General features: G+C 71.0%; 21 protein-coding genes and 1 tRNA gene. 12 read left to right on the forward strand and 10 right to left on the reverse strand.

Annotated features, from left to right (window positions below; genetic code table 11):
- Positions 1 to 70 precede the first annotated feature (70 nt).
- Genes ACGF3C_RS18270 through ACGF3C_RS18285 form a run of 4 tightly spaced genes read right to left on the reverse strand, consistent with a single transcriptional unit; the run spans position 71 to position 2,752 of the window.
- Positions 71 to 829, reverse strand: a complete 759-nt coding sequence (locus tag ACGF3C_RS18270) for an energy-coupling factor ABC transporter ATP-binding protein (RefSeq protein ID WP_393223261.1) — start codon at positions 827 to 829, stop codon at positions 71 to 73.
- Positions 826 to 1,596, reverse strand: a complete 771-nt coding sequence (cbiQ, locus tag ACGF3C_RS18275) for a cobalt ECF transporter T component CbiQ (protein WP_393223264.1) — start codon at positions 1,594 to 1,596, stop codon at positions 826 to 828. Before cbiQ ends, ACGF3C_RS18270 begins: the two co-directional genes overlap by 4 nt.
- A gap of 14 nt (positions 1,597 to 1,610) precedes the next feature.
- On the reverse strand, positions 1,611 to 2,039 hold the full coding sequence (locus ACGF3C_RS18280; protein ID WP_357222807.1) for a PDGLE domain-containing protein: 429 nt from the start codon (positions 2,037 to 2,039) through the stop codon (positions 1,611 to 1,613).
- Entirely contained in the window at positions 2,036 to 2,752 is a 717-nt protein-coding gene (locus ACGF3C_RS18285) for an energy-coupling factor ABC transporter permease (protein WP_355005418.1), read from the reverse strand. Before ACGF3C_RS18285 ends, ACGF3C_RS18280 begins: the two co-directional genes overlap by 4 nt.
- Positions 2,753 to 3,013: 261 nt before the next feature.
- On the opposite strand from ACGF3C_RS18285, the gene bcp reads away from it, so the two are divergent.
- The 4 genes from bcp (at position 3,014) to ACGF3C_RS18305 (ending at position 4,818) form a co-directional block, all read left to right on the forward strand.
- Positions 3,014 to 3,490: a thioredoxin-dependent thiol peroxidase gene (gene bcp, locus ACGF3C_RS18290; protein ID WP_357222811.1), complete on the forward strand. Its 477-nt coding sequence runs from the start codon at positions 3,014 to 3,016 to the stop codon at positions 3,488 to 3,490.
- Between the two features lie 30 nt (positions 3,491 to 3,520).
- Positions 3,521 to 4,117, forward strand: a complete 597-nt coding sequence (locus ACGF3C_RS18295) for an HNH endonuclease (protein ID WP_357222814.1) — start codon at positions 3,521 to 3,523, stop codon at positions 4,115 to 4,117.
- Positions 4,108 to 4,181 (forward strand) — tRNA-Leu (locus tag ACGF3C_RS18300). The genes ACGF3C_RS18295 and ACGF3C_RS18300 overlap by 10 nt, the downstream gene beginning before the upstream one ends.
- A gap of 109 nt (positions 4,182 to 4,290) precedes the next feature.
- Positions 4,291 to 4,818 (forward strand): GNAT family N-acetyltransferase, encoded by a 528-nt coding sequence (locus tag ACGF3C_RS18305; protein WP_357222817.1) that lies wholly within the window; start codon positions 4,291 to 4,293, stop codon positions 4,816 to 4,818.
- A 4-nt stretch (positions 4,819 to 4,822) separates the two neighbouring features.
- Here the strand turns inward: ACGF3C_RS18305 and ACGF3C_RS18310 are convergent, their stop codons facing one another.
- From ACGF3C_RS18310 to ACGF3C_RS18320, 3 genes are all read right to left on the reverse strand, one after another.
- Entirely contained in the window at positions 4,823 to 5,824 is a 1,002-nt protein-coding gene (locus ACGF3C_RS18310) for an expansin EXLX1 family cellulose-binding protein (RefSeq protein WP_357222820.1), read from the reverse strand.
- 110 nt (positions 5,825 to 5,934) lie between these two features.
- Entirely contained in the window at positions 5,935 to 6,753 is an 819-nt protein-coding gene (locus ACGF3C_RS18315; protein WP_357222824.1) for an MOSC domain-containing protein, read from the reverse strand.
- A gap of 4 nt (positions 6,754 to 6,757) precedes the next feature.
- Positions 6,758 to 7,591 carry an O-methyltransferase gene (locus ACGF3C_RS18320; protein ID WP_393223272.1) on the reverse strand — a complete coding sequence of 278 codons (834 nt, stop codon included), beginning with the start codon at positions 7,589 to 7,591 and terminating at the stop codon, positions 6,758 to 6,760.
- 239 nt (positions 7,592 to 7,830) lie between these two features.
- Between ACGF3C_RS18320 and ACGF3C_RS18325 the strand changes: the two genes are divergently transcribed.
- The 6 genes from ACGF3C_RS18325 to ACGF3C_RS18350 all read left to right on the forward strand — a co-directional run bounded on the left by ACGF3C_RS18325 (position 7,831) and on the right by ACGF3C_RS18350 (position 15,486).
- Positions 7,831 to 8,904, forward strand: a complete 1,074-nt coding sequence (locus ACGF3C_RS18325; RefSeq protein ID WP_357200623.1) for an LCP family protein — start codon at positions 7,831 to 7,833, stop codon at positions 8,902 to 8,904.
- An 87-nt stretch (positions 8,905 to 8,991) separates the two neighbouring features.
- Positions 8,992 to 10,662, forward strand: a complete 1,671-nt coding sequence (locus tag ACGF3C_RS18330) for a sugar transferase (protein WP_393223275.1) — start codon at positions 8,992 to 8,994, stop codon at positions 10,660 to 10,662.
- 91 nt (positions 10,663 to 10,753) lie between these two features.
- Positions 10,754 to 11,719: a glycosyltransferase family 2 protein gene (locus ACGF3C_RS18335; protein ID WP_393223278.1), complete on the forward strand. Its 966-nt coding sequence runs from the start codon at positions 10,754 to 10,756 to the stop codon at positions 11,717 to 11,719.
- The gene (locus ACGF3C_RS18340; RefSeq protein ID WP_357234788.1) at positions 11,719 to 12,786 is read left to right on the forward strand and encodes a glycosyltransferase; all 1,068 of its coding nucleotides are present in this window, start codon (positions 11,719 to 11,721) and stop codon (positions 12,784 to 12,786) included. The genes ACGF3C_RS18335 and ACGF3C_RS18340 overlap by 1 nt, the downstream gene beginning before the upstream one ends.
- A gap of 2 nt (positions 12,787 to 12,788) precedes the next feature.
- Positions 12,789 to 14,144 (forward strand): lipopolysaccharide biosynthesis protein, encoded by a 1,356-nt coding sequence (locus ACGF3C_RS18345; protein WP_393223635.1) that lies wholly within the window; start codon positions 12,789 to 12,791, stop codon positions 14,142 to 14,144.
- A 1-nt stretch (position 14,145) separates the two neighbouring features.
- On the forward strand, positions 14,146 to 15,486 hold the full coding sequence (locus tag ACGF3C_RS18350) for an O-antigen ligase family protein (RefSeq protein WP_393223282.1): 1,341 nt from the start codon (positions 14,146 to 14,148) through the stop codon (positions 15,484 to 15,486).
- A 30-nt stretch (positions 15,487 to 15,516) separates the two neighbouring features.
- Here ACGF3C_RS18350 and ACGF3C_RS18355 read toward each other — a convergent pair whose 3' ends face one another.
- Positions 15,517 to 17,655 carry a sialate O-acetylesterase gene (locus ACGF3C_RS18355; RefSeq protein ID WP_393223285.1) on the reverse strand — a complete coding sequence of 713 codons (2,139 nt, stop codon included), beginning with the start codon at positions 17,653 to 17,655 and terminating at the stop codon, positions 15,517 to 15,519.
- 182 nt (positions 17,656 to 17,837) lie between these two features.
- Between ACGF3C_RS18355 and ACGF3C_RS18360 the strand changes: the two genes are divergently transcribed.
- Positions 17,838 to 18,866: an acyltransferase family protein gene (locus ACGF3C_RS18360; protein WP_357232299.1), complete on the forward strand. Its 1,029-nt coding sequence runs from the start codon at positions 17,838 to 17,840 to the stop codon at positions 18,864 to 18,866.
- On the opposite strand, the gene ACGF3C_RS18365 is transcribed toward ACGF3C_RS18360, so the two are convergent.
- The gene (locus ACGF3C_RS18365; protein ID WP_393223289.1) at positions 18,863 to 20,854 is read right to left on the reverse strand and encodes a trypsin-like peptidase domain-containing protein; all 1,992 of its coding nucleotides are present in this window, start codon (positions 20,852 to 20,854) and stop codon (positions 18,863 to 18,865) included. The two genes, ACGF3C_RS18360 and ACGF3C_RS18365, sit on opposite strands and share 4 nt — an antisense overlap.
- A 90-nt stretch (positions 20,855 to 20,944) precedes the next feature.
- A complete protein-coding gene (locus ACGF3C_RS18370; RefSeq protein ID WP_393223292.1) occupies positions 20,945 to 22,465 on the reverse strand; it encodes a DUF6541 family protein in 1,521 nt (506 codons plus the stop codon).
- Positions 22,466 to 22,681: 216 nt separating this feature from the next.
- On the opposite strand from ACGF3C_RS18370, the gene ACGF3C_RS18375 reads away from it, so the two are divergent.
- The gene (locus ACGF3C_RS18375; protein ID WP_357227819.1) at positions 22,682 to 23,533 is read left to right on the forward strand and encodes a MurR/RpiR family transcriptional regulator; all 852 of its coding nucleotides are present in this window, start codon (positions 22,682 to 22,684) and stop codon (positions 23,531 to 23,533) included.
- The last annotated feature ends 3 nt before the right edge of the window (positions 23,534 to 23,536 follow it).

Consider the following 23,536-nt stretch of genomic DNA (forward strand, 5'->3'; position numbering starts at 1 on the left):
AGATCGGCGGGGCAGGGGGCGGGGCGTGAGGCGCGCGGGGCGGGGCGGAGTTTGGCCGCTGAGAGGGGAGCTACGGGTGGGGGGTGAAGCCGTAGGGCAGTTCCAGACGGTGTCTGGCCAGCAGGGGTGCGTTGTTGAGCAGGGTGGCGGTGGGGGCGTCAGCGACGATCCGGCCGTCGTCGAGGATCACCGAACGCTCGCACAGCTCCGCCGCGTACGGCAGGTCGTGCGTGACCATCAGCAGGGTCACCGGCAGGCCGCGCAGGATCTCGGCGAGCTCCCGACGGGCCGCCGGGTCCAGGTTCGACGACGGCTCGTCGAGCACCAGGATCTCCGGGTGCATGGCGAGCACGGTGGCCACCGCCACCCGGCGACGCTGCCCGAACGACAGGTGCTGCGGGGCCCGGCCCCGGTGCTCACTCATCCCCACCGCGGCGAGCGCCTCGTCCACCCGGGCGGCCAACTCTGCCCCGCGCAGACCCAGGTTCGCCGGCCCGAACGCCACGTCCTCCGCCACCGTGGGCAGGAACAACTGGTCGTCCGGGTCCTGGAAGACGATGCCGACCCGGCGGCGGACCTCGGCCAGGGTGCCCCGGTCCGGGGTGACGGTCAGCCCGCCGACGCTCACGCTGCCCTCGGTCGGGGTGAGAATGCCGTTGAGGTGCAGCACCAGCGTGGTCTTGCCGGCGCCGTTGGGCCCGAGCAGCGCCACCCGGTCGCCCCGTGGCACGTTCAGGTCGACCCCCTGAAGGGCGACGTGCCCGTCCGGGTACGCGTAACGAACACCCCGAACGTCCAGCGAGACAGCGGTCTGCACGACACCGATCATGACAGCACGACGGCGGTCGCGGCGATGGAGGCCGCCAACACCGGTACGGTCGCCGCAACCAGCCACTGACCGGCGCTCGCCGCACCCTCGCCCTGCCACACGGCGGGCATCCGCCCGGTGTAACCCCGGGACAGCATCGCCAGATAGACCCGCTCGCCGCGCTCGAAGGCGCGCAGGAACAACGCCCCGATCCCGGCCGCGAAGCCCCGCAGCTGCCACAGGAAACGTGGGTCGTCTCCACGGGATATCCGGGCCACCCGCATCCGCCGCGCCTCGCCGACCAGCACGTCGAGGTAGCGCAGCATGAACGAGGCGATCTGAGTGAGCACCTGCGGGCAGTGCAGCCGGTCCAGCCCCACGATCAGGTCGCGGGTGGTGGTGGTCGCGGCGAGCAGCAGCGAGGCGAGCACCCCCAGGGTGCCCTTGGCCAGGATGTTCCACGCGCCGTGCAGCCCGTCCTCGGACAGCCGCAGGCCCAGCACCTCGACCCGGTCACCGCTGCCGAGGAACGGCAGGGCGACCGCGAACAACACGAAGGGCAGCTCGATCAACGCGCGGCTGAGCAACCACCATGGGCCCACCCGGGCCAGCGTCGCCACCACCGCCACCAGCACGGCGTACGCGCCGAAGGCCCAGAACGCCTCCCGTGGGGTGGCCACCACGGCGAGGGTGAAGACCACCATCGCCACGATCTTGACCTCGGGCGGGAGCCGGTGCACCGGCGAGTCCGACTCGCGGTACAGCACGTGCCCGTGACCAGCTCCCATCCGCGTACCCCTGTTCAGCTTGTCGTGGCGGCGCGCGACGTCGCCGCGTCATCCTCGGCGGGCGTGGCGTCCCCGGTGGGCGTGGCCGCGTCAGCGTCGGTCGGCGTACCGCCCCGGCGGCGCAGCAGCCAGAACCCGCCGGCCCCGACCGCGAAGGTGACCAGCACCCCGAGCACCCCGGACAGGCCGGTGGAGACGAAGCTGTTCCGCACGCCCCGTACGCCGTAGTCGGCGAGCGGGCTGTCGGCCAACTCGTGGTCCTTCGCCTGCTGGGCCGGGCAGCTGCCGCCGACGATGTTGTCGTCGGCGTCGACGGTGCAGCCCTTGAGCAGCGAGGAGTCCAACCCGTCCGGGTGGGACGAGGCGTAGTTGCTGACCACGCCGGCGAGCAGCAGGGCGACCAGCAGGCCGCCGGCCAGGAAGGCCCAGGAACGGTTCTTCATCGGACACCTCCGGAGACCGGGACAGCGGGGGTGGTGGGGGTGCGCAGGGAGCGCAGCGCGTACACCAGGTCGGGTCGCACCTTCGCGACGGTGAGCACGGTGGTCGCGGTGATCAGGCCCTCGCCGATGCCGATCAGCAGGTGGGTTCCGGCCATCGTGCCGGCCAGGCCGGCCAGGTTGCCGCCCAGGTCGGTGGTGCCGCCCAGCCAGTACTGCACGACGAAGCCCTGGGACGCGACCACCACGCTGAGCATCGCCGCGACGAACGCGGTCACCGCCAGACCAGCCCGCGTCCGGGGCAGCACCCGCAGCAGCAGCGCGATCAGCGCGTACGCCGCGGCGGTGCCGAGCAGCGCCATGTTGGTGATGTTGAGGCCGAGCATCGCCACGCCGCCGTCGCCGAAGACCAGCGCCTGCACGACCAGCACCACGGAGACGCAGAGCGCGCCGACCCACGGACCGACAAGCATCGCGGCGAGCGCCCCACCGAGCAGGTGGCCACTGACACCGGCCGTGAAGATCGGGAAGTTGAGCATCTGGACGGCGAAGATGAACGCCGCCACCAGGCCGGCCATCGGGGCCAGCCGGTCGTCCAGGTCGCGCCGGCCGCGCAGAACGCAGAAGGTGAGCGCGGCAAGAGCGAGCGCAGCGAAGATCGCCGCCACGGGACCGTCGATGATCCCGTTCGAGATGTGCATCGCCAGTGTCTCCACGCGACCTCCTACGCGTCAGCGGGCCCGACTGGGCCGGCGTGGGACAGCCTATTTCCCAGGACTAGTTGTTGCCAGAGCCTGGCAACAGGGCATGGCCTTGATCACCTCTACCTGGTCAGGCGCATGAACGGCGGGTTTCCACCAGCCCACCCCCTGATGATCACCCCCGTATCCCAGCCGACAGACGACAGGCGCGCGCTCGTGGCGACGGCCCGCGTCGTCGGTGATGGCTCTGGCCGGCACGGCGGTAGGGTCGGGGCCATGACCTCGCCCGACCGACTCTCCCCCGGTGACCCCGCGCCCGAGTTCACCCTCGCCACCGACAGCGGCGACCAGCTCTCCCTCGCCGACCTGCGAGGTCGCAAGGTGGTCCTGTACGCCTACCCGGCCGCGATGACTCCCGGCTGCACCAAGCAGGCCTGCGACTTCCGCGACTCACTCGCCTCACTCCAGGCCGCCGGCTACGAGGTCGTTGGCATCTCCCCGGACAAGCCGGAGAAACTGGCGAAGTTCCGCGAGCGCGACGCCATCACCTTCCCGCTGGTGTCCGACCCGGACAAGTCGGTGCTCACCGCCTACGGCGCGTACGGCGAGAAGCAGCTCTACGGCAAGACCGTCACCGGCGTGATCCGCTCGACGTTCGTGATCGACGCCGACGGCAAGGTCGAGCGGGCGCTCTACAACGTCAAGGCCACCGGGCACGTCGCCAAGCTCCGCCGCGACCTCGGCCTGGACTGACCTGTCGCACCGGGGCGCTACGGTCCGTCAGTGGTCCGATACAAGTACACGCCGGAAGCACTGGCCGCCGCTGCCGCCGTCGCCCGCAACATCACCGAGGTGATGCGGTTGCTCGGCGTTCGCGTCAGCGGTGGCTCACACGCGCACATCAGCCGACAGCTCAAGCGGTTCGGCATCGACACGTCGCACTTCACCGGCCAGGCACACAATCGAGGCGTGCGTTGGCGGCGAATGTCCCCCACGGAGTTGCTGGTAGTGCTGCCGGCCGGTTCCCGCCGAATCCCGGGGATCCGCCTCAAACGCGCCCTGGCGACAATCGGCCTGCCCGAGACCTGCGAGGTGTGCGGCACCGGGTCAACGTGGCAAGGCGCCAGGCTGACGCTGCACGTGGACCACATCAATGGCGATTTTCTCGACAACCGGCCGCGCAACTTACGTCTGCTCTGCCCTAATTGCCACAGTCAGACCTCTACATACGCTGGTCAGCGACGGCCTGCACTGGCGGAGCCCGAGGTGGTCTACGATCCTGATGCGGTTACTCCGACCGGCTTCCCGATAGGCAGGCGACTGCCGCGTCAGCCGGAGTGGCCGTGGACGCTGGTGGAGTACAGCTTCAAGGGGCCGTAGCCCAACGGCAGGAGGCATGCGGTTTAGGTCCGCACCAGTGCGGGTTCGAATCCCGTCGGCCCCACATCGCCATGGAGTGGCGACGGATCCTGGCTCGGACGGAGCCAGGATCGGTTGTCGGGCACGTCACTGCCGCGGGTCGTGGCCCTGGTCGTTGAGCCAGGATGGCGAGCGTGAGTCTGCGCTTCGTCCTTGATCCTGACCTGACCCCGCAGCTACGCGCCGAGATCGTCGACCTCTGGGTGGACGTCAGCAACGCGGGCGGGGCGGTTGGCTTCGTACCACCGGTCACCGCCGCCGACGTGCACGTCACCGCCGATCCGACCTTCGCTGGCATCGCCGACGGACCGGACCGACTGTTGGTCGGCTACTCCGGGGACCGGCTGGCGGCAATGCTGATCTTCAGTGACAACCGTTTTCCGCTCACGGCGCACTGGTGCACTGTGAAGCGGGTGATGGTTCACCCGGACACCCAGGGCACCGGCTACGGCTCGGCGCTGATGGTGGAGGCCGAGCGGCTGGGCAGGGCGTTGGGCCACGAGGCACTGCACGTCACGGTGCGCGACGGGCTGGGGTTGGACAAGTTCTACGGTCGCCTCGGGTACCGGGAGGTCGGCCGGCTTCCGGCTGCGTTGCGGGTGGCCCCCGATGACGACCGGGACGAGATCCTGATGTGGCTCGATCTGACGGTGGCCGGCTGAGCGGTCAGCCCTCGCACCACCGGGCGTTGGCCCGGGCCGAACTGGTGGTCGGCGCGTCGGTGGCCGGAGCGCTCGTCCTCGCCACCTCGACTGAGCGACGGGTCGGCGTCGGCGTGACGGCGGGTCGGCTGCTCGGCGGACGGGTCGACGCGGACGGACGGCGGGTGGCGGCACCGGCACCGGCACCGGCACCGGGTGCGTACATCCGGATCGTGCTGTTCTGCACCTGGCCCGGTGCCATTCTGATGCCGCCGGCTGCGACCCGGTTGCCGTAGACGTCGGTGACCCGGACGGTGAACGGGCCCGGCCCGGCGCCGGAGGCGATCAGCCAGTAGTTGTAGTCCTGCCGGGCGGCCGACTGCCAGGGGTCGCTGTCGCGCTGCCGGACCTCGACGGACCGCAGCGGGTTGCCGTGGTTGCCGACGCGGACGGCGAACCACCACTGCGACGCGCCCTCCTTGATCCGGAAGCTGAGTGGTCCGGGAAGAGGCGGGTTGACCACCGCGCGGTAGGTCACCGGAACGAGGCCCTGGACGGGGTCGGCGATCCGGGCGAACGCCTCGCGGGACAGGTCGAGGTGGCCGGGCTCGCACTCCGGGCACTGGTCCATGATGAGCACCCGGACGGTGCCCTTGGGGCCGATGACGTCGAGGAATCCGCCGCAGGCGGCACCGGCGGAGTATTCCGTCGGACCGAGCGCGACGTAGAGCCGGTTGGCGGGGGCAGCCGGGTTCGAGCAGTTGCCGCCGGCGCCCTGGGAGTCGTAGAAGGTGGCCTTGCCGGTGTGCGTGGCGTTGCCGGTGGGCGGCGCGGCGGCCAGCGTCCGGCCGGCGGCGCAGGCCGGGGTGGAGCCGGATCGCAGGGTGAGGGTGAGCCCGAGCGTCGCCGCGAGGACTGTGACGCCGGTGGCTACCAGCCAGGGTTTCGCGCCGGACGACGGCGCGGGCCGGTCCTCTGGAGGATGGTCCAGGTCGATGTTGATGTCGACAGCGCTTCCGTCCGTCACGACGGCGATGCTGCCGGACCCGGTCGGCTACGGACAAGCGGGCTAAGCCAAAGCTAAGACAGCATCGACGGACGGTGACCGTGAGGTGCCGGTTGCTGGTCGGCTCCCGGTCAGGGCGCGAGGACCACCGGGGCGTCCACCGCCAGCGGTCCGCTGTCGAGCGGCACCAGGTTCAGTCCGAAGAGGAGTTTCTGCTTGACGTTGCGGTGCCGCCCGAGGGTGCGCAGCGGCTCCCTGGTGCGTACCCCGGTCTCCTGGTCGGTGGTGGTCACCACGCAGCGGTCGCACGGCCCGGCGGCCTGGAACGTCCGGTCGCCGATGCGCAGCCGCCGACCCACCCAGTCGTCCTCGGCCCAGGCCGGGGCACCGCTGACGACCAGGTTGGGTCGGAAGCGGGTCATCGGCACCGGTTCCTCCCCCGCCTCGGCCAGCCAGTCGTTGAGGGCGTCGAGGGAGGTGGCGTTGGCCAGCAGCACCGGGTAGGCGTCGGCGAAGCTGACCTGGTCACCGGTGTCGTGTTCGCGGGTCCCGGCGGCCAGGTGGCGGGTCGGCTGGGCCAGCCAGACCAGTCGGACCGGTCGGTCGAGCAGGGCTCCGAGCCAGTCGTCGGCCGCGTGGCCGGCCGGCAGCGCGGGGACCGGGAAGGTGCGGCTGCGGAAGGTACGGACCGCTACCGGTTCGCCGCCGGCCGGCTCGGGCACGTCGAGGTCGGGGTGCCCGTCGGCGCGCAGTGACAGACCCCCGGGGTGCACGGAGGCGCGCAGGCCGACGAGCCGGGTCGTGTCCCGCTGGGTGACGCCGACCCCGTCGGCGTCCACGACCATCCAACGCCGGTCGCCGGCCAGACCCCACCGGTGCACGAACGCGCCGTCGTGGTCGAGTCGGTGACAACCCTTGACGGGGTACGTGTGAATCGAGGTCAGCCGCACCCGGCTACCATGCCACGCCGATCCCGTCGCCCGGGTACCAGTGGTTGGCCGGGGTCTCCCGGTAGGCGAGGAACCGCCGGCCGGTGCGTTCGGCGTGCTCAGCGAGCACGTTGGTGGTGGTGACGTTGTCGGTGAGCAGGATCGCGCCGGGTGCGAGCTTGGGTTCCACGGCCTCGAACTCACGCTTCTCGTGGGTACGGCTGTGGTCGCTGTCGTGCAGGAACAGGTCGACCGGGCGGTCCAGCGCGCCGATCGAGGCGATCGAGTCGCCGATCACCAGGTCGACGACCTCCGACCACGGCGCGACCCGGGCGAGGTAGCCGGCCTCGGGGTTGATGTCCAGGGAGGTGACGCGGCCCGGGTGCCCCTCCTGCGCGTTGCGCAGCAGGGCGGACGCCAGGACGACGCTGCCGAGTCCCTTGTCGACGCCGGTCTCGACGACGTGGGTGGGGCGGGTGGCACGGACGATGGCGTACCAGCCGATCCGCCGGGCGTAGCGGATCTCCTTGTCGGCGAGGCCGCGCCGGTCGGAGGCGGCGATCGCCGCCAGGAGGTGTTGGCGCAGGCCGTCGTCCGACTCGATCTCGCCGAGGTACGCCCGTACCTGTTTGACCGGGATGTCGCAGACCACGCTGACGAACCAGGCGAGGTGGTTGCGGCTCAACGAGGTGAGGTCGTACGTGTAGTTGTGGTGCTCGCGGGAGGTCAGCAGCCAGCGCGCCGAGCGGCGCAGCATCTTCGCGTCGTGCCGCGCGACAGTGCGAAGCCTCTTGGGAAAGGCGGCGATCGGGGCGAGTGGAGTACGCGCGACGGCCCGTCGGAGCTTGATTCGATCCACGGCTGCCGTTGTAGCAGGGTTCGGGCGGCAGCGGGAGCGTCCTCGCGAAACCCGATGTTCACGTTGCTTTCACCCAACCGCAGGGGCAGCAGAATAGGGCCTGAAAAACCTTCCCGGGCCGGCGTTACCGGCAGTCCGTCCGAACGCAGGGCCGGGTTCGCCGCCCCGGTCGGCAGGCATGCGATAGCCGAAAGGACGAGGGTGCACGACAGGCGCACGCAATCAGTAGCATCGCCCACATGTCTGGTGCTCAGCGGTACACCGATGCCGACACCCAGTTCGTCGATCCACACGCAGTCGATCCGCACGAGGATGTCCCGGCCGGGGGCAAGCGGCGACGTCGTGGCCCTCGCTGGCGTCGCGTCCTCGTCATCTGCCTGGTAGTCGCAGCGATCCTGGGCGGCGGCAGCATGATCGGTGGCGCCCTCTATCTCCGCTCGGTCGAGAAGGACATCGACCGGGTGGATGCCTTCGCCGACGTTCCCGAGGAGGGGCGTCCGCAGGCGGTGGCCGGCGGCGCGATGAACATCCTGATCCTGGGCAGCGATTCCCGCGACCCGGAGAGCACTGGCGGCTCGCGCACGGACACCATCATCGTCGCGCACATCCCGAAGGACCGGGCCAGCGCGCAACTCGTCTCGATCCCTCGGGACACCTGGGTGAACGTGCCGAAGGCCAAGAACGGGGGGCACGGCGGCCGCGATGCGAAGATCAACGCAGCGTACGCCTGGGGTGGCGTTCCGCTGATGGTGCAAACAGTCGAATCGTTCACGACGGTGCGAATCGACCACGTGATGATTGTCGACTTCGCTGGCTTCAAGGAAATCATCGACGCCCTGGACGGCGTCGACATCAATGCGGAGAAGTCGTTCACGTCGATCCACCCGCCGTTCCGCAAGTTCGAGCAGGGAATGCAGCGGATGGACGGCGAGACGGCCCTGGACTACTCCCGCCAGCGCAAACAGTTCGCTGACGGCGACTTCGCCCGCATCCGTCACCAGCAGCAGGTCATCAAGGCCATCCTCGACAAGGCCGTGTCCGGTGGCATCGTCACCAATCCCGGGCGGCTCAACTCCTTCGTCAAGGCGACCTCGAGCGCCGTAGCGGTGGACGAGAAGATGTCGCTCGTCAGCATGGCGACAGACCTGCGGAGCCTCCGTGGTCGTAACCTCACCTTCGTCACCAGCCCGACGAAGGGCACCGGTCGAGTGGGCAGCGAGAGCGTCGTCTTCGCGAACACCGAGAAGGCAAAGACCTTCTATGATGCCGTGCGCCGGGACTCCGTCGACGAGATTCTCGCCAGCGCCAAGTAACCCCTGGGCCGGTGGCCGTTGCCGTCCGCCGCCTTGTCTCGAATTACGGACCGGCCAGGTCAGCCGGCCCTCACGGGGAGGTCCACAATGTCCAATCAGCCCGCTATGTGGCATCGACCGGTGCCGGCCGAGGACCGGGCCGGAAACACCACCGACGCCCAGGGCGACGGTGAGGGGGACGACGAGGGGAGCCGCGGCGGGAGTCGCCCTCCCGCCTACCAGTTCCCCGGTTACCAGCCGGCCGGCTACCAACCTCCCGGCTACCAGCCTGCCGGCCACCAGACTTCCGGCCACCAGACCCCGGCCTTCCCGGCGCCCGCCGACCGGCGCTCGACCTCGCCGGTCCCGGCACCCGCACCCGCACCCGCACCTGAAGAGCACGAGCCTCGCGCCGGCCTGGACACGACCGCCGTCCTGCCGTACGCCGGCTCGCGCGCCTCGACCCGGACCCGGTGGCTGCGGGCCTGGATGATGACCGCGCCGGTCGACGTCCTGGCACTACTGACGCCGCTGCTCGTCACTCAGCAGTACTGGCGCGGCACCCTGGCCATGACGGTCCTGACCGTGATCGTCTTTGCCAGCGGCGGCCTCTACCGGGCACGACGGCACGTGAGCTTCCTCGACGAGGTGCCGAGCCTCTGCGGGCGTCTGCTGGCCGCGGCGTCTGCGGTCGCCATCGTCGCGGCGATGCGTCACGAATCCGCCGAGTACGTCTTCGGCTTCACCCGCGGTGTCGCCGCGTCGGCAGGGCTCGTCATCCTCGGGCGGGCCTTCACCAGAGAATTCGCCATCGTCGCCCGCAAGCGCCGGTGGGTCGAGCACAACACCATCATCGTCGGCAGTGGCCCCACCGCCGTGGAACTCGCCCGGCTCCTGCGCCGCTACCCCCAGTACGGCCTGCGCTTCGTGGGTTGTGTCGACACCCCGGACGGCCCGTCGGCGCTGCCGCTGATCGGATCCCTCGACGACCTCGACAGCCTCGTACGTCTGCGCGAGTGCGACGTGGTGATCGTCGCGGACGCGAACTGCTCCGAGACCTCACTCATGGAGATCCTGGCCCGGCCACGGACGGCGGAGTGCGACCTGTGGGCGGCCACCCCCCTCTGGGGGTCCCGTTCGCACGGCGACCACATCGGCGCGGTCCCGGTCGTCAGCATCGGCGACATCACCCTCTCCGGCCCGCAGTCCGCGCTCAAGCGCGCGTCGGACATCGCGTTCGCCTCGGTGGCGCTGCTCCTGCTGAGCCCGGTGCTCCTCATCTGCGCTGTCGCCACGCTCATCGACGGCGGCCCCGGCATCTTCTTCTACCAGGAGCGCATCGGTCGGCACGGCCGACCTTTCAACATCATCAAGTTCCGGTCCATGCGCCCCGTCGACGAGCACGAGTCGCAGACCAACTGGTCCATCGCCAACGACCGGCGGGTGGGGCCGATCGGTCGGATCATGCGCAGGACCTCCCTCGACGAGCTTCCGCAGCTCTGGAACATCCTCCGTGGCGACATGAGCGTGGTCGGCCCCCGACCCGAGCGCCCCTACTTTGTCGAGAAGTTCTCGGCGGAATACCCCCAGTACGCGATGCGCCACCGCGTTCCGGTCGGGCTCACCGGTCTGGCGCAGGTCAGCGGGTTGCGCGGCGACACCCCGATCTCCGACCGGGCCCGCTTCGACAACTTCTACATCGAGAACTGGTCCCTCTGGCTCGACGTCAAGGTGGTGCTCCGTACGGTGACCGAGGTGTTCCGCGCCGGCGGCCGCTGATCCGCCCACGCACCGGCACACCGCCGGGTACGGCCAACGGCCGTGCCCGGCGGCCGTGTGCCGGTCGTACCCCCAACGCCTGGAGAACGCAATGCCGAACGTATCCGTCGTGATCCCCACCACCGGCCGCCCCAGCATCGCCGACGCGGTGCTCTCCGCCCGATCCCAGCAGGGCGCCTCCGTACACATCGTGGTCGTCTGTGACACCCCGGAGGTGCCGCAGACGGTGCGGAACCTGGGGCAGCACATCGACCGGGTGGTCTGCACCGGCGGCGGCCGGCGCGGGTCGTACGCCCGCAACCTCGGAGTCACCCACGCCATTCCGGGGAGCCACGTCGCGTTCCTCGACGACGACGACACCTGGCTGCCGACCAAGCTGGCGGCACAGGTCCCCGCGCTCGAGCGGGTCGCGGCGGCCGGGTTCCGCCCCGTCGTGTCGTCCCGGATCCTGCAACGCAAGGACGGCGCGGAGCCGCTGCCGGCACCGGCACCCGCCGAGGTGATCCCCGACGGCGTGCTGCCGGAGGACTACCTGTTCCGCCGCCGGCACCTCGGCATCGGCCGGCAGTCGCTGCCCACGTCGACGCTCCTGACCACCTACGAGTTGGCGACCGAGTGCCGCTGGGACGAGACGCTCCCCCGACACCAGGACTGGGACTGGCTGGTCCGGGTCGCCCGGCTGCCGCGCGTGAAGATCGTCCAGGTGGAGGAGGCGACGGCCGTCTACACGGTGGGCAGCCCCGGGTCGATCTCGGCCGGCGCCGACTGGCGTACCTCGTGGCACTGGGCCCAGCGCTGGGAGGGGGTGTGGGCACCGGGGACCTTCTCGGACTTCATCGCGGCCCAGACCCTCCGCTACGCTCTCCAGGCCCGGGACCGGGAGGGCGTGCGGGAGATGGTGCGGGCGATCCGCCGCAACTCGCCTCCGTCCGCCCGGAACGCGGTGCTGGCGGCGCTCGGGCTCGTGCCCCGGTCGACCCTGGAACGGGTCGCCATGCGCAAGTCGAAGGCCCCCAGCAGCCCCACTCGACCGCTTGAGACCGAACGGCCACACTGATGCGTCTGCACTTCGTACTGCCGCAGCTCGAACCGCTCTACGGCATGGAGCTGGCGGCGGCGCTGCTGATCCGCGGCCTCCAGGGCCAGGGGGTCGAGGTCTCGGCAACCGTCGTGTCCCGGGGGGTCCCCGCCGAACTGGCCGACCTGGAAGTCGACACCCTGGGCCTCGGTTCCCGGATCACCCGGTTGATGGAGTCTGTTCCGCCGCTGCGCCGGCGCCTGCAGAACCTGGCACCGGACGTCCAGATCGTGGCCAGTGGGCTGTGGGGCAGCGTTCCGGTCGGTGCCGCCCTCGCCGGTTCCGGCCGCAGCTACGTCGCCTGGGAGCACTCCCTGCTGCCGGAACGTCTGCGGATCGACCGCCGGGTGCGCACGCTGGCCCGGTTCTCGCGGCTCAAGGGGCTGCGTCCACGGCTCGTCGTCGCCGTCTCCAACGGTGTCGCCCGCACGGTCCAGCAGCTGGCACCGGGGCAGCCGGTGGTCACCATCACCAACCCGATGCCACCTCGGCCCTTCGTCGCACCGCGCGAGGTGGTGGACCACCGACGGATCAACCTCCTCACCACTGCCGCCTTCCGCCCGTACAAGAACCACTCCTGCGCCATCGCCGCGCTGGCCCTGCTGCCGGAGGCGTACCACCTCACGCTCGCCGGCGACGGCGAGGAACGGGATCTGCTGCACGCGAAGGCCCAGGAACTGGGTGTGCAACACCGGACCACGTTCCTCGGACGGGTGCCGGGCGTCGCCCAGCTACTCGCCGAAGCGGACCTCCTGGTCCACCCGTCCCGTGCCGAGACCTTCGGGTTCAGCCTGGTCGAGGCCGCCGAGGCGGGCCTGCCGGTGGCGGCCCTCCCGGTGCCCGCGCTGGACGAGATGATCCCGACCTTCGTGCCTGGAGCGTTGGCGGCGGACACGTCGCCGGCCGCCCTCGCGGACGCGGTGCTCCGGCTGACCGGTGCCCAGCGGCCGACACTGGCCGACTTCGAGAAGTCCTGGCACGCCCGGTGCGCGGCACTGGATCCCGCCGAGGTCGGCCGCCAGTGGGTGGAGGCGTTGAACAGGTGAGTATGCCCTCCGGTGCGGTCGGCTCCGTCGAGCCGACCGCACCGCGGCCACGGTCGCATCGGCGTCCCCCGAGCGGACGCGACACCTTCCTGAAGCGGTCCGGGAAGTTCTTCACCGGCACACTGCTACGGACCCTCGCGCAGGGCGTGCTCTTCGTCCTGCTGGCCCGGGAGATGTCTATCGACACCTACGGGCTCTTCGTCGGTGTCACCGCCCTCGTCGCAGTGGTCTCCCCGTTCGCGTCCGCCGGCGCACCAAGTCTGATCTTCCAGAGCTACGCCGAGGCCCCCAGCGAGTGGGCCCGACACCTCACGCGGGGCCTGGTCCTGACCGTCGTCTTCGGTGTGGGCGCGACAGTGTTGGTGAGCGCGGCCGGGGTGGCGATCTGGGGTAGCGAGGTCAGTGCCGTCGACATGCTCTGCCTCGCTGCCGCGGACCTGGTGGCCTGGCGGCTCATCGAGGCCGTGGCCGCGTCGGTGCAGGCCCGGGGCAAGGTCTTCGTCGCCTCGGTCATCCCCGCCCTGCTGCACGTGTTCCGGCTGGTCGGCGCGCTGGCCCTCGCGGCGGCGGACGAGCCGATCTCCCTTCGGAACTGGGCTCTCACCGCGCTGGCGGTCTCCGTCGTGGTCTGCGTGCTGGCCACCTGGTACGGATTGCGCGGCGGAGGGGATGGTTCCTGGTCCGTCGGGCCGGCACTCCGCCAGGCCCGCAGCGGACTGCTGTTCGCCGTCGGCCTCTCCGCCCAGACGGTCTACAACGACATCGACAAGGTCATGCTGTCCCGGATCGGCACCACCGAGGCGGCGGCGATCTACGCTGCGGCCTACCGGGTGGTGGACTTCGCGTACACGCCGGCCCGGTCGATGTCCGCGGTCGCCTATCCCCGCTTCTTCGAGGTTGGCCGCGAGGGACCCCGGGCGGCGCTCGGGCTCGCCCGTCGCCTTCTGCCTCGCTTCCTGATGTTCAGCGTGCCGAGCAGCCTGCTGCTGGTCGGAATGGCCTGGACCATGCCGCTGATCTTCGGACCGGAGTATGAGGACGCGACCCTGGCACTACAGGGCCTCAGCGCGATCCTGGTCCTGAAGTCGATCCACTACCTGGCCGCTGACGCCCTCTCGGGAAGCCGACTCCAGGGCCGTCGTACGGTGTGCCAGATCGCGGTGGGCGTCGTCAACGCGGGGCTCAACGTGTGGCTCATCCCCGCCTACGGATGGCAGGGCGCGGTCGTGTCGAGCCTCCTGTGCGACGCTCTGCTCGGCATTCTGCTGTGGGGATGCCTCGTCATCGCCCTGCGGCGACACCCGCACCGCGATGCCGTCGTCGCACCGGCAGCGGCACCTGACCGAGAAAGGGTCTGACGTGACCACCATCTTCGGTGTCCTACTGACCGTCGGTGGCGTAGCGGTGGCTCTGTGGTTGATCCGGATGAGGCGGTCCGTCGCCACCGCGTTCGGCGACCCGGCATCGGCGGTCGCCCTGGTCGGCTTCGCGTTGCTCACCAACGCGGCCCCGGCGCTCGCCGGCAGCCACAGTTCGATGCTGATCGGCGTGCTGGTGGTCGCCCTGCTGGCCTGGCTGGCGCTCTCCGGCCGTGGTCTCCTCCGCGGCCCGTCCGATCTGTGGCTGCGGATCTCGCTGGCGATGGCCGGCGGCCTACTCGCCTGGTGCGCCCTCATCGACATCGTCACCGGCACCGGGATCTACGGGTCGCGGTTGCCGGCGTACGGGGCGGCCGGGCTCCTGCTGATCGCCGTCTGGATGATGGCCGCCCGCACCACGGTCAGCGTACGGGCGATGGCCTACACCGGGCTGGCGGTCCTGGCGCTGCTGGCCATTCCGACCGCTCTGTCCGGGCAGGCGGCGTGGCGGGCGTGCACCGGCGGGAAGCTGGAGAAGTGCTCTCTGGCCGGTGCGCTGTTCAAGAGCTTCTACAACTCCGAGAACTATGCGGCGATGCTGGCGTCGTTCACCCTGGTCGCCGCGTTCTGCGCGATGCGCCGCGCCGAACTGGTGGCGACGGCGTCGTTCTGCCTGCTGGTGATCGTCGCCACGGGCTCCCGCACCAGCTATCTGGCCGTCGGCGCGGTAGCCGTCTGGATGCTGGGCGCACTGCTCGTGCAGCGTCTGCGACCGAGCCCACGGATCCCCTTCGCGCTCTGCGTGGCGCTCGTCGTCGGCGCGCTGACAGCCGCCACCTATCTGATGTGGAGCGCGTCGAAGACCACGCTGAGCAACCGCGGCAACATCTGGGTCGCCGCCCGCGAGTACCTCAGCGGCCGGGAGGCCGTCGGCGTGGGCGTCTCGAAGTGGTACTACCTACAGGACATCGAGAAGGCACCGACCCACTTCTTCCACTCCGGGTACGTCCTGGTCATCTTCTCCGGCGGGCTGGTCGCGCTGACCCTGTTCGGTCTGTGGATGGCCACCTTGCTGCACCGCAACGTCGAGGACGGGCACGCCTTCACCGCCAAGGCACCGGTGGTGCTCCTCGTCGTCTACTCGTTCACCGAGGTCGTCTGGAACCCGCTGTCGGTGGACGGGCTGACCTGGATCATCGTGCTGCTGGCCCTCACCGCGTCGGCGTCCGCCGCCCCGGCCCGCAAACCGGCCCCGGGGCCGGTGGACCTGGTGGACCACCCAGGTCGGTTCGCCGCCCTCAGGCGGTTGACGGGTCGGCACGACGCCGCCGCCGCGCGGTAGGGACCCAGGACGCCACGCCAGCCGGAGTGACTAGGCAGCACCGATCGGCAGGCCCTTGAACGCCAGCAGACCGACCCCGGTGGCGTTGACGCACCAGGGTCCGGCGTCGCCCCGGTAACTCAGCCCGGTCGCGCCGTCGGCCGGGCCGGACAGGCTCAGCACGAGCCGCCCTCCCTCGCTGTACTCGACGGCGGTGACGGTGGCGGTGCTGCCGTCGATCGTGAAGTCGGTGCCCGCGCCGGCCCGGACCGTCAGCGGGTCGCCGCTACGGAGCTGAACCACCACCTGGGTACGCCGAGCGTCGGTGAAGGCGGCCGACCGAGGGTTCGGGGCTGACACGCCCTCACTGGGGCCGCGGTGGATGTCGCGGGCCAACACGGCGAACGCCTGATCGCCCAACTCGCGGTAGCCCTGTTCCCAGGCGAAGTGGCAATCCTCCCGGCCCGACAGGGCCGTTGTCGACAGCACCGTCACCTTCAGGGTGTCGACCATCCGTCGCTGGGCCTCACGCAGCGGGCCGCCGGAGGTGTTCCCGCACGGTGAGCTGCCGACCTGGACGACGTAGTACCGGGTGCCGCCGGCGGTCCGGAAACCCACCTCCCGACGCCAGTCGGTCAACAGCGCGGTGAACCCGGCGACGTGCCCGTTGGCGTCGTTGTTGTCGGCCTCGCCCTGGTACCAGAACACCGCCCGGACCTCGCCGATGACGTTCGCGGCGCTGAGTCGTTGCCGCAAGCGGCCGTAGTTGGTGCGCAGGTCACCGGGGTTGCCGTCGTTGCGTTGGAAGAACGACACGACCTTGCTGCTCTCCGCGCCGTTGATCACGGCTACCGGCACCTGGTAGGTGTCCATGAGTCGGTGGGCCGCGCGGATCCCCCACTGGCCGACCGAGCCGGGCTGCCGGACCGTACCCGAGACGGCGTAGTTCCAGGTACGGTCCGCGCCGGAGAGGACCCGGTCCCCGGTGGTCGAGCCGAAACTGCGGACGTACGGGGACTCCTCGCCGATCGACGAGCCCCGGTGACTGGCCGCCACCGCGTTGGACTGGCCCTGGATGACGTACACGTCGCCGGACACCACGCCCTCCCAGAGGGCCGCCCGTCGGGCGACGCCGTCGCCGAGCACGTGCAACTCGAATCGGTACTCCCGCAGCGCGGCGGTGATCCGTTGCCGGAACGCGAACTCACCGCCGGGACCGATGGGCACCGTCTCGTCCCAGCCGTCGGCCCCGCTGACGACCTTGAGGCGTACGGCGCGGACCCGCGGGTCGGTAGCCTTTCCCGCCACCGGCACGACAGCGCCGCCGGCTGCGTCCCGGGGGTACAGCTGCCGGTCCCGAGGGTGCTGACCGACGGTGAGGACCGAGGCGCGGGCGTAGACCGTCAGCCGACGTTGGGTGTACGTGCTGGCGTTACCGGCGGCCGTCCAGTCGGGCTGACCGGTGGGGGCGGTCCCGATGCCCACCGACAGCGGCTGGACGTCCGAGGTGAAGCCGTTGACCGCGAGAACCGTCTGCGGGGGTGCCGCTGCCGGGCGGGTGGCAGCGATCGTGTGCACCTGGAAGGAGCCGTACCCGATCGACGAGTACACGTCGTCGTCGGCGTCGTACCGGTCGGTGGTGGCGCCCGGGACCTGGCCGGAGTTGACCGGCCCGTACTTGTTCGGCCACATCTCCAGATAGCCCGTGAGACCGGTGCCGGTGGCCAGGCCCGGCGCGTTGGTGGCGACCTCCAGATCGGCGATCCGTTGGCGGACGATCTGACCGGCGCGGGTCGGCAGGCCGAGGCGTCGGGCGTCGGTCGTGAACGGCGACATGGCGGTCCACACCCACTGCGTACCGGTGGGGCCGGTCAACTCCAGGCAGTAGCCGATCCGGTCGAACCCGCCGGCCACCGCCCCGGCCCGGTCGAACAGGAGGGCAAGCGGCCTCTTGGGGTCGTTCCGCTCGGGCAGGTCGAGGGCGCTGACCGGGGTGAAGCCGGCCATGCCGTGCGCGTTGGCGGCACAGGCGGTGCCGTCTATGGGCGCGACGGGCGGCGGGGTGTCCACGTCGGCTGCCGACCAGGCCGCGTCCGGCGCACCGGTTTTCGTCGGCCACCAGCCGAGCACGGGGACGGCCGCCAGGAGCAGGACGACCACCCCGAAGCCGATCCAGGCCGGTCGGGGCACCGATCGGAGGCGGGCCCACGGAGGGTGGGGACGAGACACCCGGGAAACCTCCACAGTGTGGGCAGCGTGTCGTGCCCCAGATTAGGCGATGCGGCATATCCGACGACGCCGGCACGACCTCCGGTCGAACCGGTGCTGATCCGGGGCGTAGGTCGGTCCCGCTGTCTGAAATGATGCCGGCCATGGCCGCAACGAGCACGACAACGGCGGCGGGTAACCGCTCCGCCGGTGTCGACCTCCTCCGGATTGTCGGAATCGCCGCGGTTGTCGCGGGCCACGTCTGGAGCGACAGCCTGACCCGCGCGGCCATCTACACCTGGCACGTTCCCGTGTTCTTCGTCCTGACCGGCTACTTCTGGTCGCCCGGTCGACCGCTCGGTGGGGAGCTGCGCAAGCGGTGGACGACCCTGGGCGTGCCCTACGTGGTGTGGTTCCTCATCCTGGTCGCGGCACTGCTCGCCGCCGACGCCGCGACCGGCCAGGTCGCACCGGGCACCATCGGTGACGCGCTCTACGGCGGCACGGCTGCGGTCCGACCGTTCTCCGCCTTCTGGTTCGTCTCGGTGCTCTTCATCGCGGCGGTCGCGTTCCGGTGGCTGGAGCGGTTCCCCGCCGCGGTCGCCTGGACGGTCGCGGTGGTCGGCCTGGTCACGGCGTACCTCGCGCCGAGCGTTGTCACCGCCGGCCCGCTCGGGCTCTTCCTGGTCCCGGCGTGCCTGGTCTTCGTGCTGGCCGGGCGGCTGCTGCGGCGGCTCCGCCCGCGTCTTCCGGCCAGCGCCGGTGCGGCGTCACTCTCGATCGGGGTCGGCTTCGTGCTGCTCGGCCTCAACCGGGACCTGGACCTCAAGGCCGGCGACTTCGGCTCCCCGGTGCTGGGGGTGCTGACCGCGGTCCTGATCAGCGTCGGTCTCATCCGGCTCGCGGAGGAACTCGACCTGCGTATCGGCGCGCGGGCGTCGCGGGTGATCAGTCGACTGGCCGGCTGCGGCATCGCCGTCGTGCTCAGTCACGCGGGCATCCTGTGGGTGCTGAAGACGCCCAGGTCCGGTGGGGTGCTCGACCTGGTCGCCGCTCTCGTGGTCCCTTGGGCGTTCGCGTGGATCGTCATCAGCACGCCGCTGGGCCCGTGGTTGACCGGCACCCGGATCGGCGGCTCCGCGCGGGCCGCCAGCGGCGTGGCACCCCGGCCGGGTGCCGCCCAGACGCACTAGAAACGGCTGTTGCGCCGCCGCGCCAGGAGCATCGCCACCGCCACCACGATGGCGACAGCGAGCGCGCCTCCGGCCGCGGCGATCACCGGCACGGCCCAGCTCGACCCGCCTGAATCGTCGCCGGGCCCCCGGCTGTCGACGGCCGCCTGTCGGTAGGACTGGGCCAGCAGGTTGGTCGGGGAGGTCCGCGCGGCCTCGTCGAACCGCGCGATGGCCTTCGACTCGTCTCCGGCGAAGTACGCGTCGAGGCCGCTGCGGTACTGGTTGTCACCCTTGCCGAGAGTGTTCGTGACGCCGGCGGCCTGGAGGAGGGCGGTCATGGCGGAGACCGGCACGACGAGGCGGTTCGCCTTGTCAGGCCGCAGAACGTCGTTGTCCAGCATTCCCACCACGCGGCCGCTCGGGTCGATGGCGATCCCGCCCCGCGAATAGAGCCCGAGATCCTCATTGATCCGGTACGGGTTCAGCGGAGTCGAGGAGTCGATCCCGGTCACGGTCACCGTCTTCGACAGCACCGTGTAGGTGGCGGCGCGGAAGCTGGTGTCGGTGGTGCCGTAGCCCAGGACGAGCAGTGACGTCTCCGGGCTGACGCTGGCCGACGTGTTCAGCTCCGACGTGGGCAGGTTCTTCTGCTCCAGCTTGATCAGGGCGACGTTGCCCGCCTCGATCGGGAGGGCCTGGACGACGGTGCCGGCAATCGCCGGGCTGTCCGTCACCTCGCCCTTGGCGATGTTGAGCTGCCCGTACAGCCGGGTCTCCGGCTGGTCGCCGGCGTTCGCGCCGGTCAGGACCGAGGTGCTCAACCGACTGCGGGTGTAGGTGCTGATGTCCTTGGCCTGCAGGCTGCCCTCGGAGACGAGCCGGTTGGCCACGGCGTTCAGGGCACCCCCGACCAGGACGTCCGGGCTGGGCTGCACGCACTGGCTGTTGCTGAGGACGTACCCCTCGTGCTGGACGACCACGCCACTACAGCGCCGGCTGAAGGTCACCGGGGCCTTGTCCAGCAGGGCACCGCCGGCCTTGCTGCGGACGTAGCCGGTGAACACGACCTCCACGAAGACCATGGACGGCCCGGCAACGGCCAGTGCCCGCTCCTCAGGGCTGCGCAGGGCGGCCTGCGCCCAGGGCTTGAGGCCGGGGGCGAGCGGGGTCGCGGCAGGAAAGCCGCTGGAGGTGGCGGTCGGCGGAGCATCCGGGTCGTCGGGCTCATCCGAGCTGAGGGCGTAGATGCCGGCGCCGCCACCGACCACGGCCACCAGGGCCAGCGCGGCCACACCCGCCCAGAGGCCGGTACGCCGCTTGGGCGGCGCCGAGGGCTTGATCCGCCGTACGGGTGCGGCGTACGGGTCGAACGGGGGCACGTCGGCCGGTGGGCCGGACACGGTGGCCGGCGTCGGCGCGACGTCGTGGCCGGCCGGCCCGGCGGGCGATGCGGGTGCGCTCGACGCCGGCGCGGCCGAGACGGGGTGGGCAGGCGACTGGTTCGGAATCGCGGCCGACTGCACCGCCCACGGGGCATGCGGCATGTCGACGACCGGCTGCGGCACACCCGACACGGGTTGCGGCACACCGGAGACCGGCTGCGGCACACCAGACACGGGTTGCGGCACACCCGACACCGGCTGCGGCACACCCGACACCGGCTGGGGAGGGGCGGAGACGGGTCGGGGGGCGGCGGGCACCGGTTGGTACTCCACGCCGAGCGCGCGGAACAGCTTCTCCGGGGCGGGTCCGGCCTCGGCGGCGTACGCCACCCAGGGCGCGGCGGCCGAGAAGTCGGCGTACGTGATCGGGGGTCCGTCGGGTGACTGGGCGAGCGCGTTAGCGACCTCGGCGAACGCCTCCCGCCAACCGGGGGCGGCGGCAACCGTCGCATCCAGCACGGCCACACTCACGAACCGGCCCTGCTCGTCGATGGCGGCCCAGGCCTTGCCCACCGGTGAACCGCCCAGCAAGTGGGTGAACCTGTAGGGGCCTTCCGGCTGCATGCCAACTCCTCCGCTCGACCGCCAGGCGCATGGTACCGACCGGTGACACAGTCAGTCGCCTGGCGGTCACCCGTCAACTCGTCGTCGCCGTCACCTTTGGCTGATCACGACCACCGGCTCCGGTCCGGACGTGACGCGTTCCACGCGATAGTCGGCGAGCGCGGCCTGCCACACCGGCTCGCTCGGGTGGGTGTACGTGCGCACCAGCCAGACCCGGGTGCCGGGCGGCTGTTTCGCGGCCCGGGCCAGAATCTCGTCGAGAGCGTCCTTGATGGACGGCGCGTCGGCGGCTTTCGGGAGGATCACATCGGCGCGGGTGGGCATGGCGACTGTCCAACCGACGGTGCCGCCGACCGGCGCGACCAGCTTCAGTGGATCCTGGTCGGAGTAGAGCGTGAACCCGAACCAGGCGGGCCCGCTGACCACGACGAGGTCGTGCGGCCCCTTGTGCGCCGCGACGTACCGGGTCGACGACCCGATGTCGGTGATGGCCTGGTGCGCCGACCAGACCCCGGGTTCGTCGCCGTCCAGGCGATACCAGCGGTGGTTGACGGCGGCGAAGCTGGTGAGCAGGACGGCGCAGGTCACGGCGGCCACCACGCCCGGTGCCAGCCGGGGCAGAACGCGGCGGACCAGTGCGACGGTCAGGTCGGCCAGACCGACGATGCCGATGCCGGCCACCAGGCCCGCCACCACGATCAGGAAGTGGGACGTGCGCGGGTCGAGCAGCGGGTAGATCCCCGCGACACCCAGGCCGCTGGCCGCCACCGGCAGCAGGAGGACGGCGATCGCCGGGGCCGCGTGTCCGCGTCGGAACAGCGTGACGACGCCGAGCACGAGCAGCGCCGCGAGGATCGGCACGGGTGCGCCGAGCATCGGTGACAGGGCCTTGATCTGCCGCACGAGGTGTGCGGGCAGTTCGGAGATGCTCGGCAGGAAGTCGTCCCAGTAGTCCCGCATGGCATCGCTGTTGCCCCGGGCGGACACTCCGAAGTAGACGGTCGCGACGAGTGCGCCGGCGACCAGGCCGGCGACGGTCGCCTCGACCGTCCTCGCCCACTCCCGACGCATGGCGACGGAGAGCAGCAGACCGCCGAGTACACAGACCGCGACGATGGCGGTGGTGTGACTCAGCAGCATGCCCAGACCCACAGCGGCCACCACCACCGCGAGCCGTCGCCGGGACCAGGCGCGCCCGGTCCAGGTGGCCAGGGCGAGCAGGCAGACCGCCACCGCGGCGTCAGCCGTGTACTGCTTCAGGTCGTGGCGGGTCTGCTGGACCGGCAGGAGCAGGACGGCGAGCCCGCTGACCACACCGATGAGGATGCCCCGGGCGCGCTCGGACGCCAGCGAGCGGCCCAGCAGGTAGGCCGCGACGACGGTCAGCAGTTGGAACCCCAGGGGTACGACCCGGAGGTGGTCGATGTCCGGGACGAGTCGGAGCAGGAAACTCCACCCGATCGGGCTGGACGAGGTCGTCACCGGCAGGTCGGCGAGGGGAAAGCGGACCGAGAGCGCGACCCACGCCTCGTCGCCCCAGTACTGGGCCGTCAGCCACGACCGGATGTCGTTGACGACGAAGAAGGCCCCGATCAGGGCGATGATCGGCATCGCCTCTCCGACCGTCGCCCGGACGGGCGGAGAAGGTGCCGGACGAGAGGCCTGAATGGGCGGGGCGTCCTCGACTGCGACCACGACGCTCCTTCTCGCTGGCGCGATCCTGCTCGCGCTGGACGCCCGCATGTTACGAGCCGCGACGGCTGAATGGGGGGCGGGGGGTGACCCGAGGTGGTTGTCTATGAAAGTTTCTATGCATAGAGTCAGCTCATGAATGAAGGAGCTGTCGCGGCACCCGCTGACCGGGTGCTCGACCTGTTCCAAGGGGTGCGCCTCACCCCCACCCAGCGCCGAATCGCGCACTGCCTGGTGCAGCACGCCCCCGGTGTGGCGTACCTGTCCGCCGCCGAGGTCGCCGAGCTGGCCGGCGTGAGTCAGCCGTCGGTCACCCGGTTCGCCGTCGCGCTCGGCCACGACGGCTACCCGGCCCTGCGCCGCCGGCTGCGCGACCTCACCGGCTCGACTCCGGGCGGATCGACGGACACCGGCAACGAACTCCAGCAGGCGGTACGCGCGGAGATGGGCAACCTGGACCGGCTGGCCGGTCAGCTCGCCGACCGGGACCGGATCGCCGAGACCGGGCGGTTGCTCGCCGAGAGCCGCCCACTGCCGGTGCTCGGCCTGCGCGCCGCCGCGCCGCTGGCCGCGTACTTCGCCTACTTCGCGGCGAAGGTGCACCCGGACGTACGGGTCCTCGACGACGGCGGCAGCCTGCTCACCGACCGCCTGGAGCAGGCGGCCGAGGCCGGGGCGTCCGCCGTCCTGGCCTTCGTGCTGCCCCGCTACCCCCGGGAAACCCTGGACGCGCTGCGCGACGCCCGCCACGCCGGGTTGACGGTGGTGGCGATCACCGACTCGCCGGTCAGCCCGGCCACCGAGCACGCCGACGTGGTGCTCGCCGCGGCGGTCGGCGCGCAGCTCGTCTTCGACCTGCACACCGCCCCGATGACCCTGGCCATGGTGCTGTTGCAGGCGATCTGCGACGCCACGCCGGCCGACACCCAGCGCCGACTGGAGGCATTCGAAGCCTCCGCGGCCCGCCGACAGTTGTTCCTCGGTTGACCG

Origin of the sequence: Micromonospora sp. NPDC047762 (assembly GCF_043204655.1) — a bacterium.
In the GTDB taxonomy this organism is placed as follows: Bacteria; Actinomycetota; Actinomycetes; order Mycobacteriales; family Micromonosporaceae; genus Micromonospora.

Bases quoted from the DNA above. Each gene is read 5' to 3' on its own strand.
- ACGF3C_RS18270 (WP_393223261.1), bottom strand. From the start codon at position 829: ATGATCGGTGTCGTGCAGACCGCTGTCTCGCTGGACGTTCGGGGTGTT.
- cbiQ (WP_393223264.1), bottom strand. From the start codon at position 1,596: ATGGGAGCTGGTCACGGGCACGTGCTGTACCGCGAGTCGGACTCGCCG.
- ACGF3C_RS18280 (WP_357222807.1), bottom strand. From the start codon at position 2,039: ATGAAGAACCGTTCCTGGGCCTTCCTGGCCGGCGGCCTGCTGGTCGCC.
- bcp (WP_357222811.1), top strand. From the start codon at position 3,014: ATGACCTCGCCCGACCGACTCTCCCCCGGTGACCCCGCGCCCGAGTTC.
- ACGF3C_RS18325 (WP_357200623.1), top strand. From the start codon at position 7,831: ATGTCTGGTGCTCAGCGGTACACCGATGCCGACACCCAGTTCGTCGAT.
- ACGF3C_RS18330 (WP_393223275.1), top strand. From the start codon at position 8,992: ATGTCCAATCAGCCCGCTATGTGGCATCGACCGGTGCCGGCCGAGGAC.
- ACGF3C_RS18335 (WP_393223278.1), top strand. From the start codon at position 10,754: ATGCCGAACGTATCCGTCGTGATCCCCACCACCGGCCGCCCCAGCATC.
- ACGF3C_RS18340 (WP_357234788.1), top strand. From the start codon at position 11,719: ATGCGTCTGCACTTCGTACTGCCGCAGCTCGAACCGCTCTACGGCATG.
- ACGF3C_RS18345 (WP_393223635.1), top strand. From the start codon at position 12,789: ATGCCCTCCGGTGCGGTCGGCTCCGTCGAGCCGACCGCACCGCGGCCA.
- ACGF3C_RS18360 (WP_357232299.1), top strand. From the start codon at position 17,838: ATGGCCGCAACGAGCACGACAACGGCGGCGGGTAACCGCTCCGCCGGT.
- ACGF3C_RS18365 (WP_393223289.1), bottom strand. From the start codon at position 20,854: ATGCAGCCGGAAGGCCCCTACAGGTTCACCCACTTGCTGGGCGGTTCA.
- ACGF3C_RS18370 (WP_393223292.1), bottom strand. From the start codon at position 22,465: ATGCCGATCATCGCCCTGATCGGGGCCTTCTTCGTCGTCAACGACATC.
- ACGF3C_RS18375 (WP_357227819.1), top strand. From the start codon at position 22,682: ATGAATGAAGGAGCTGTCGCGGCACCCGCTGACCGGGTGCTCGACCTG.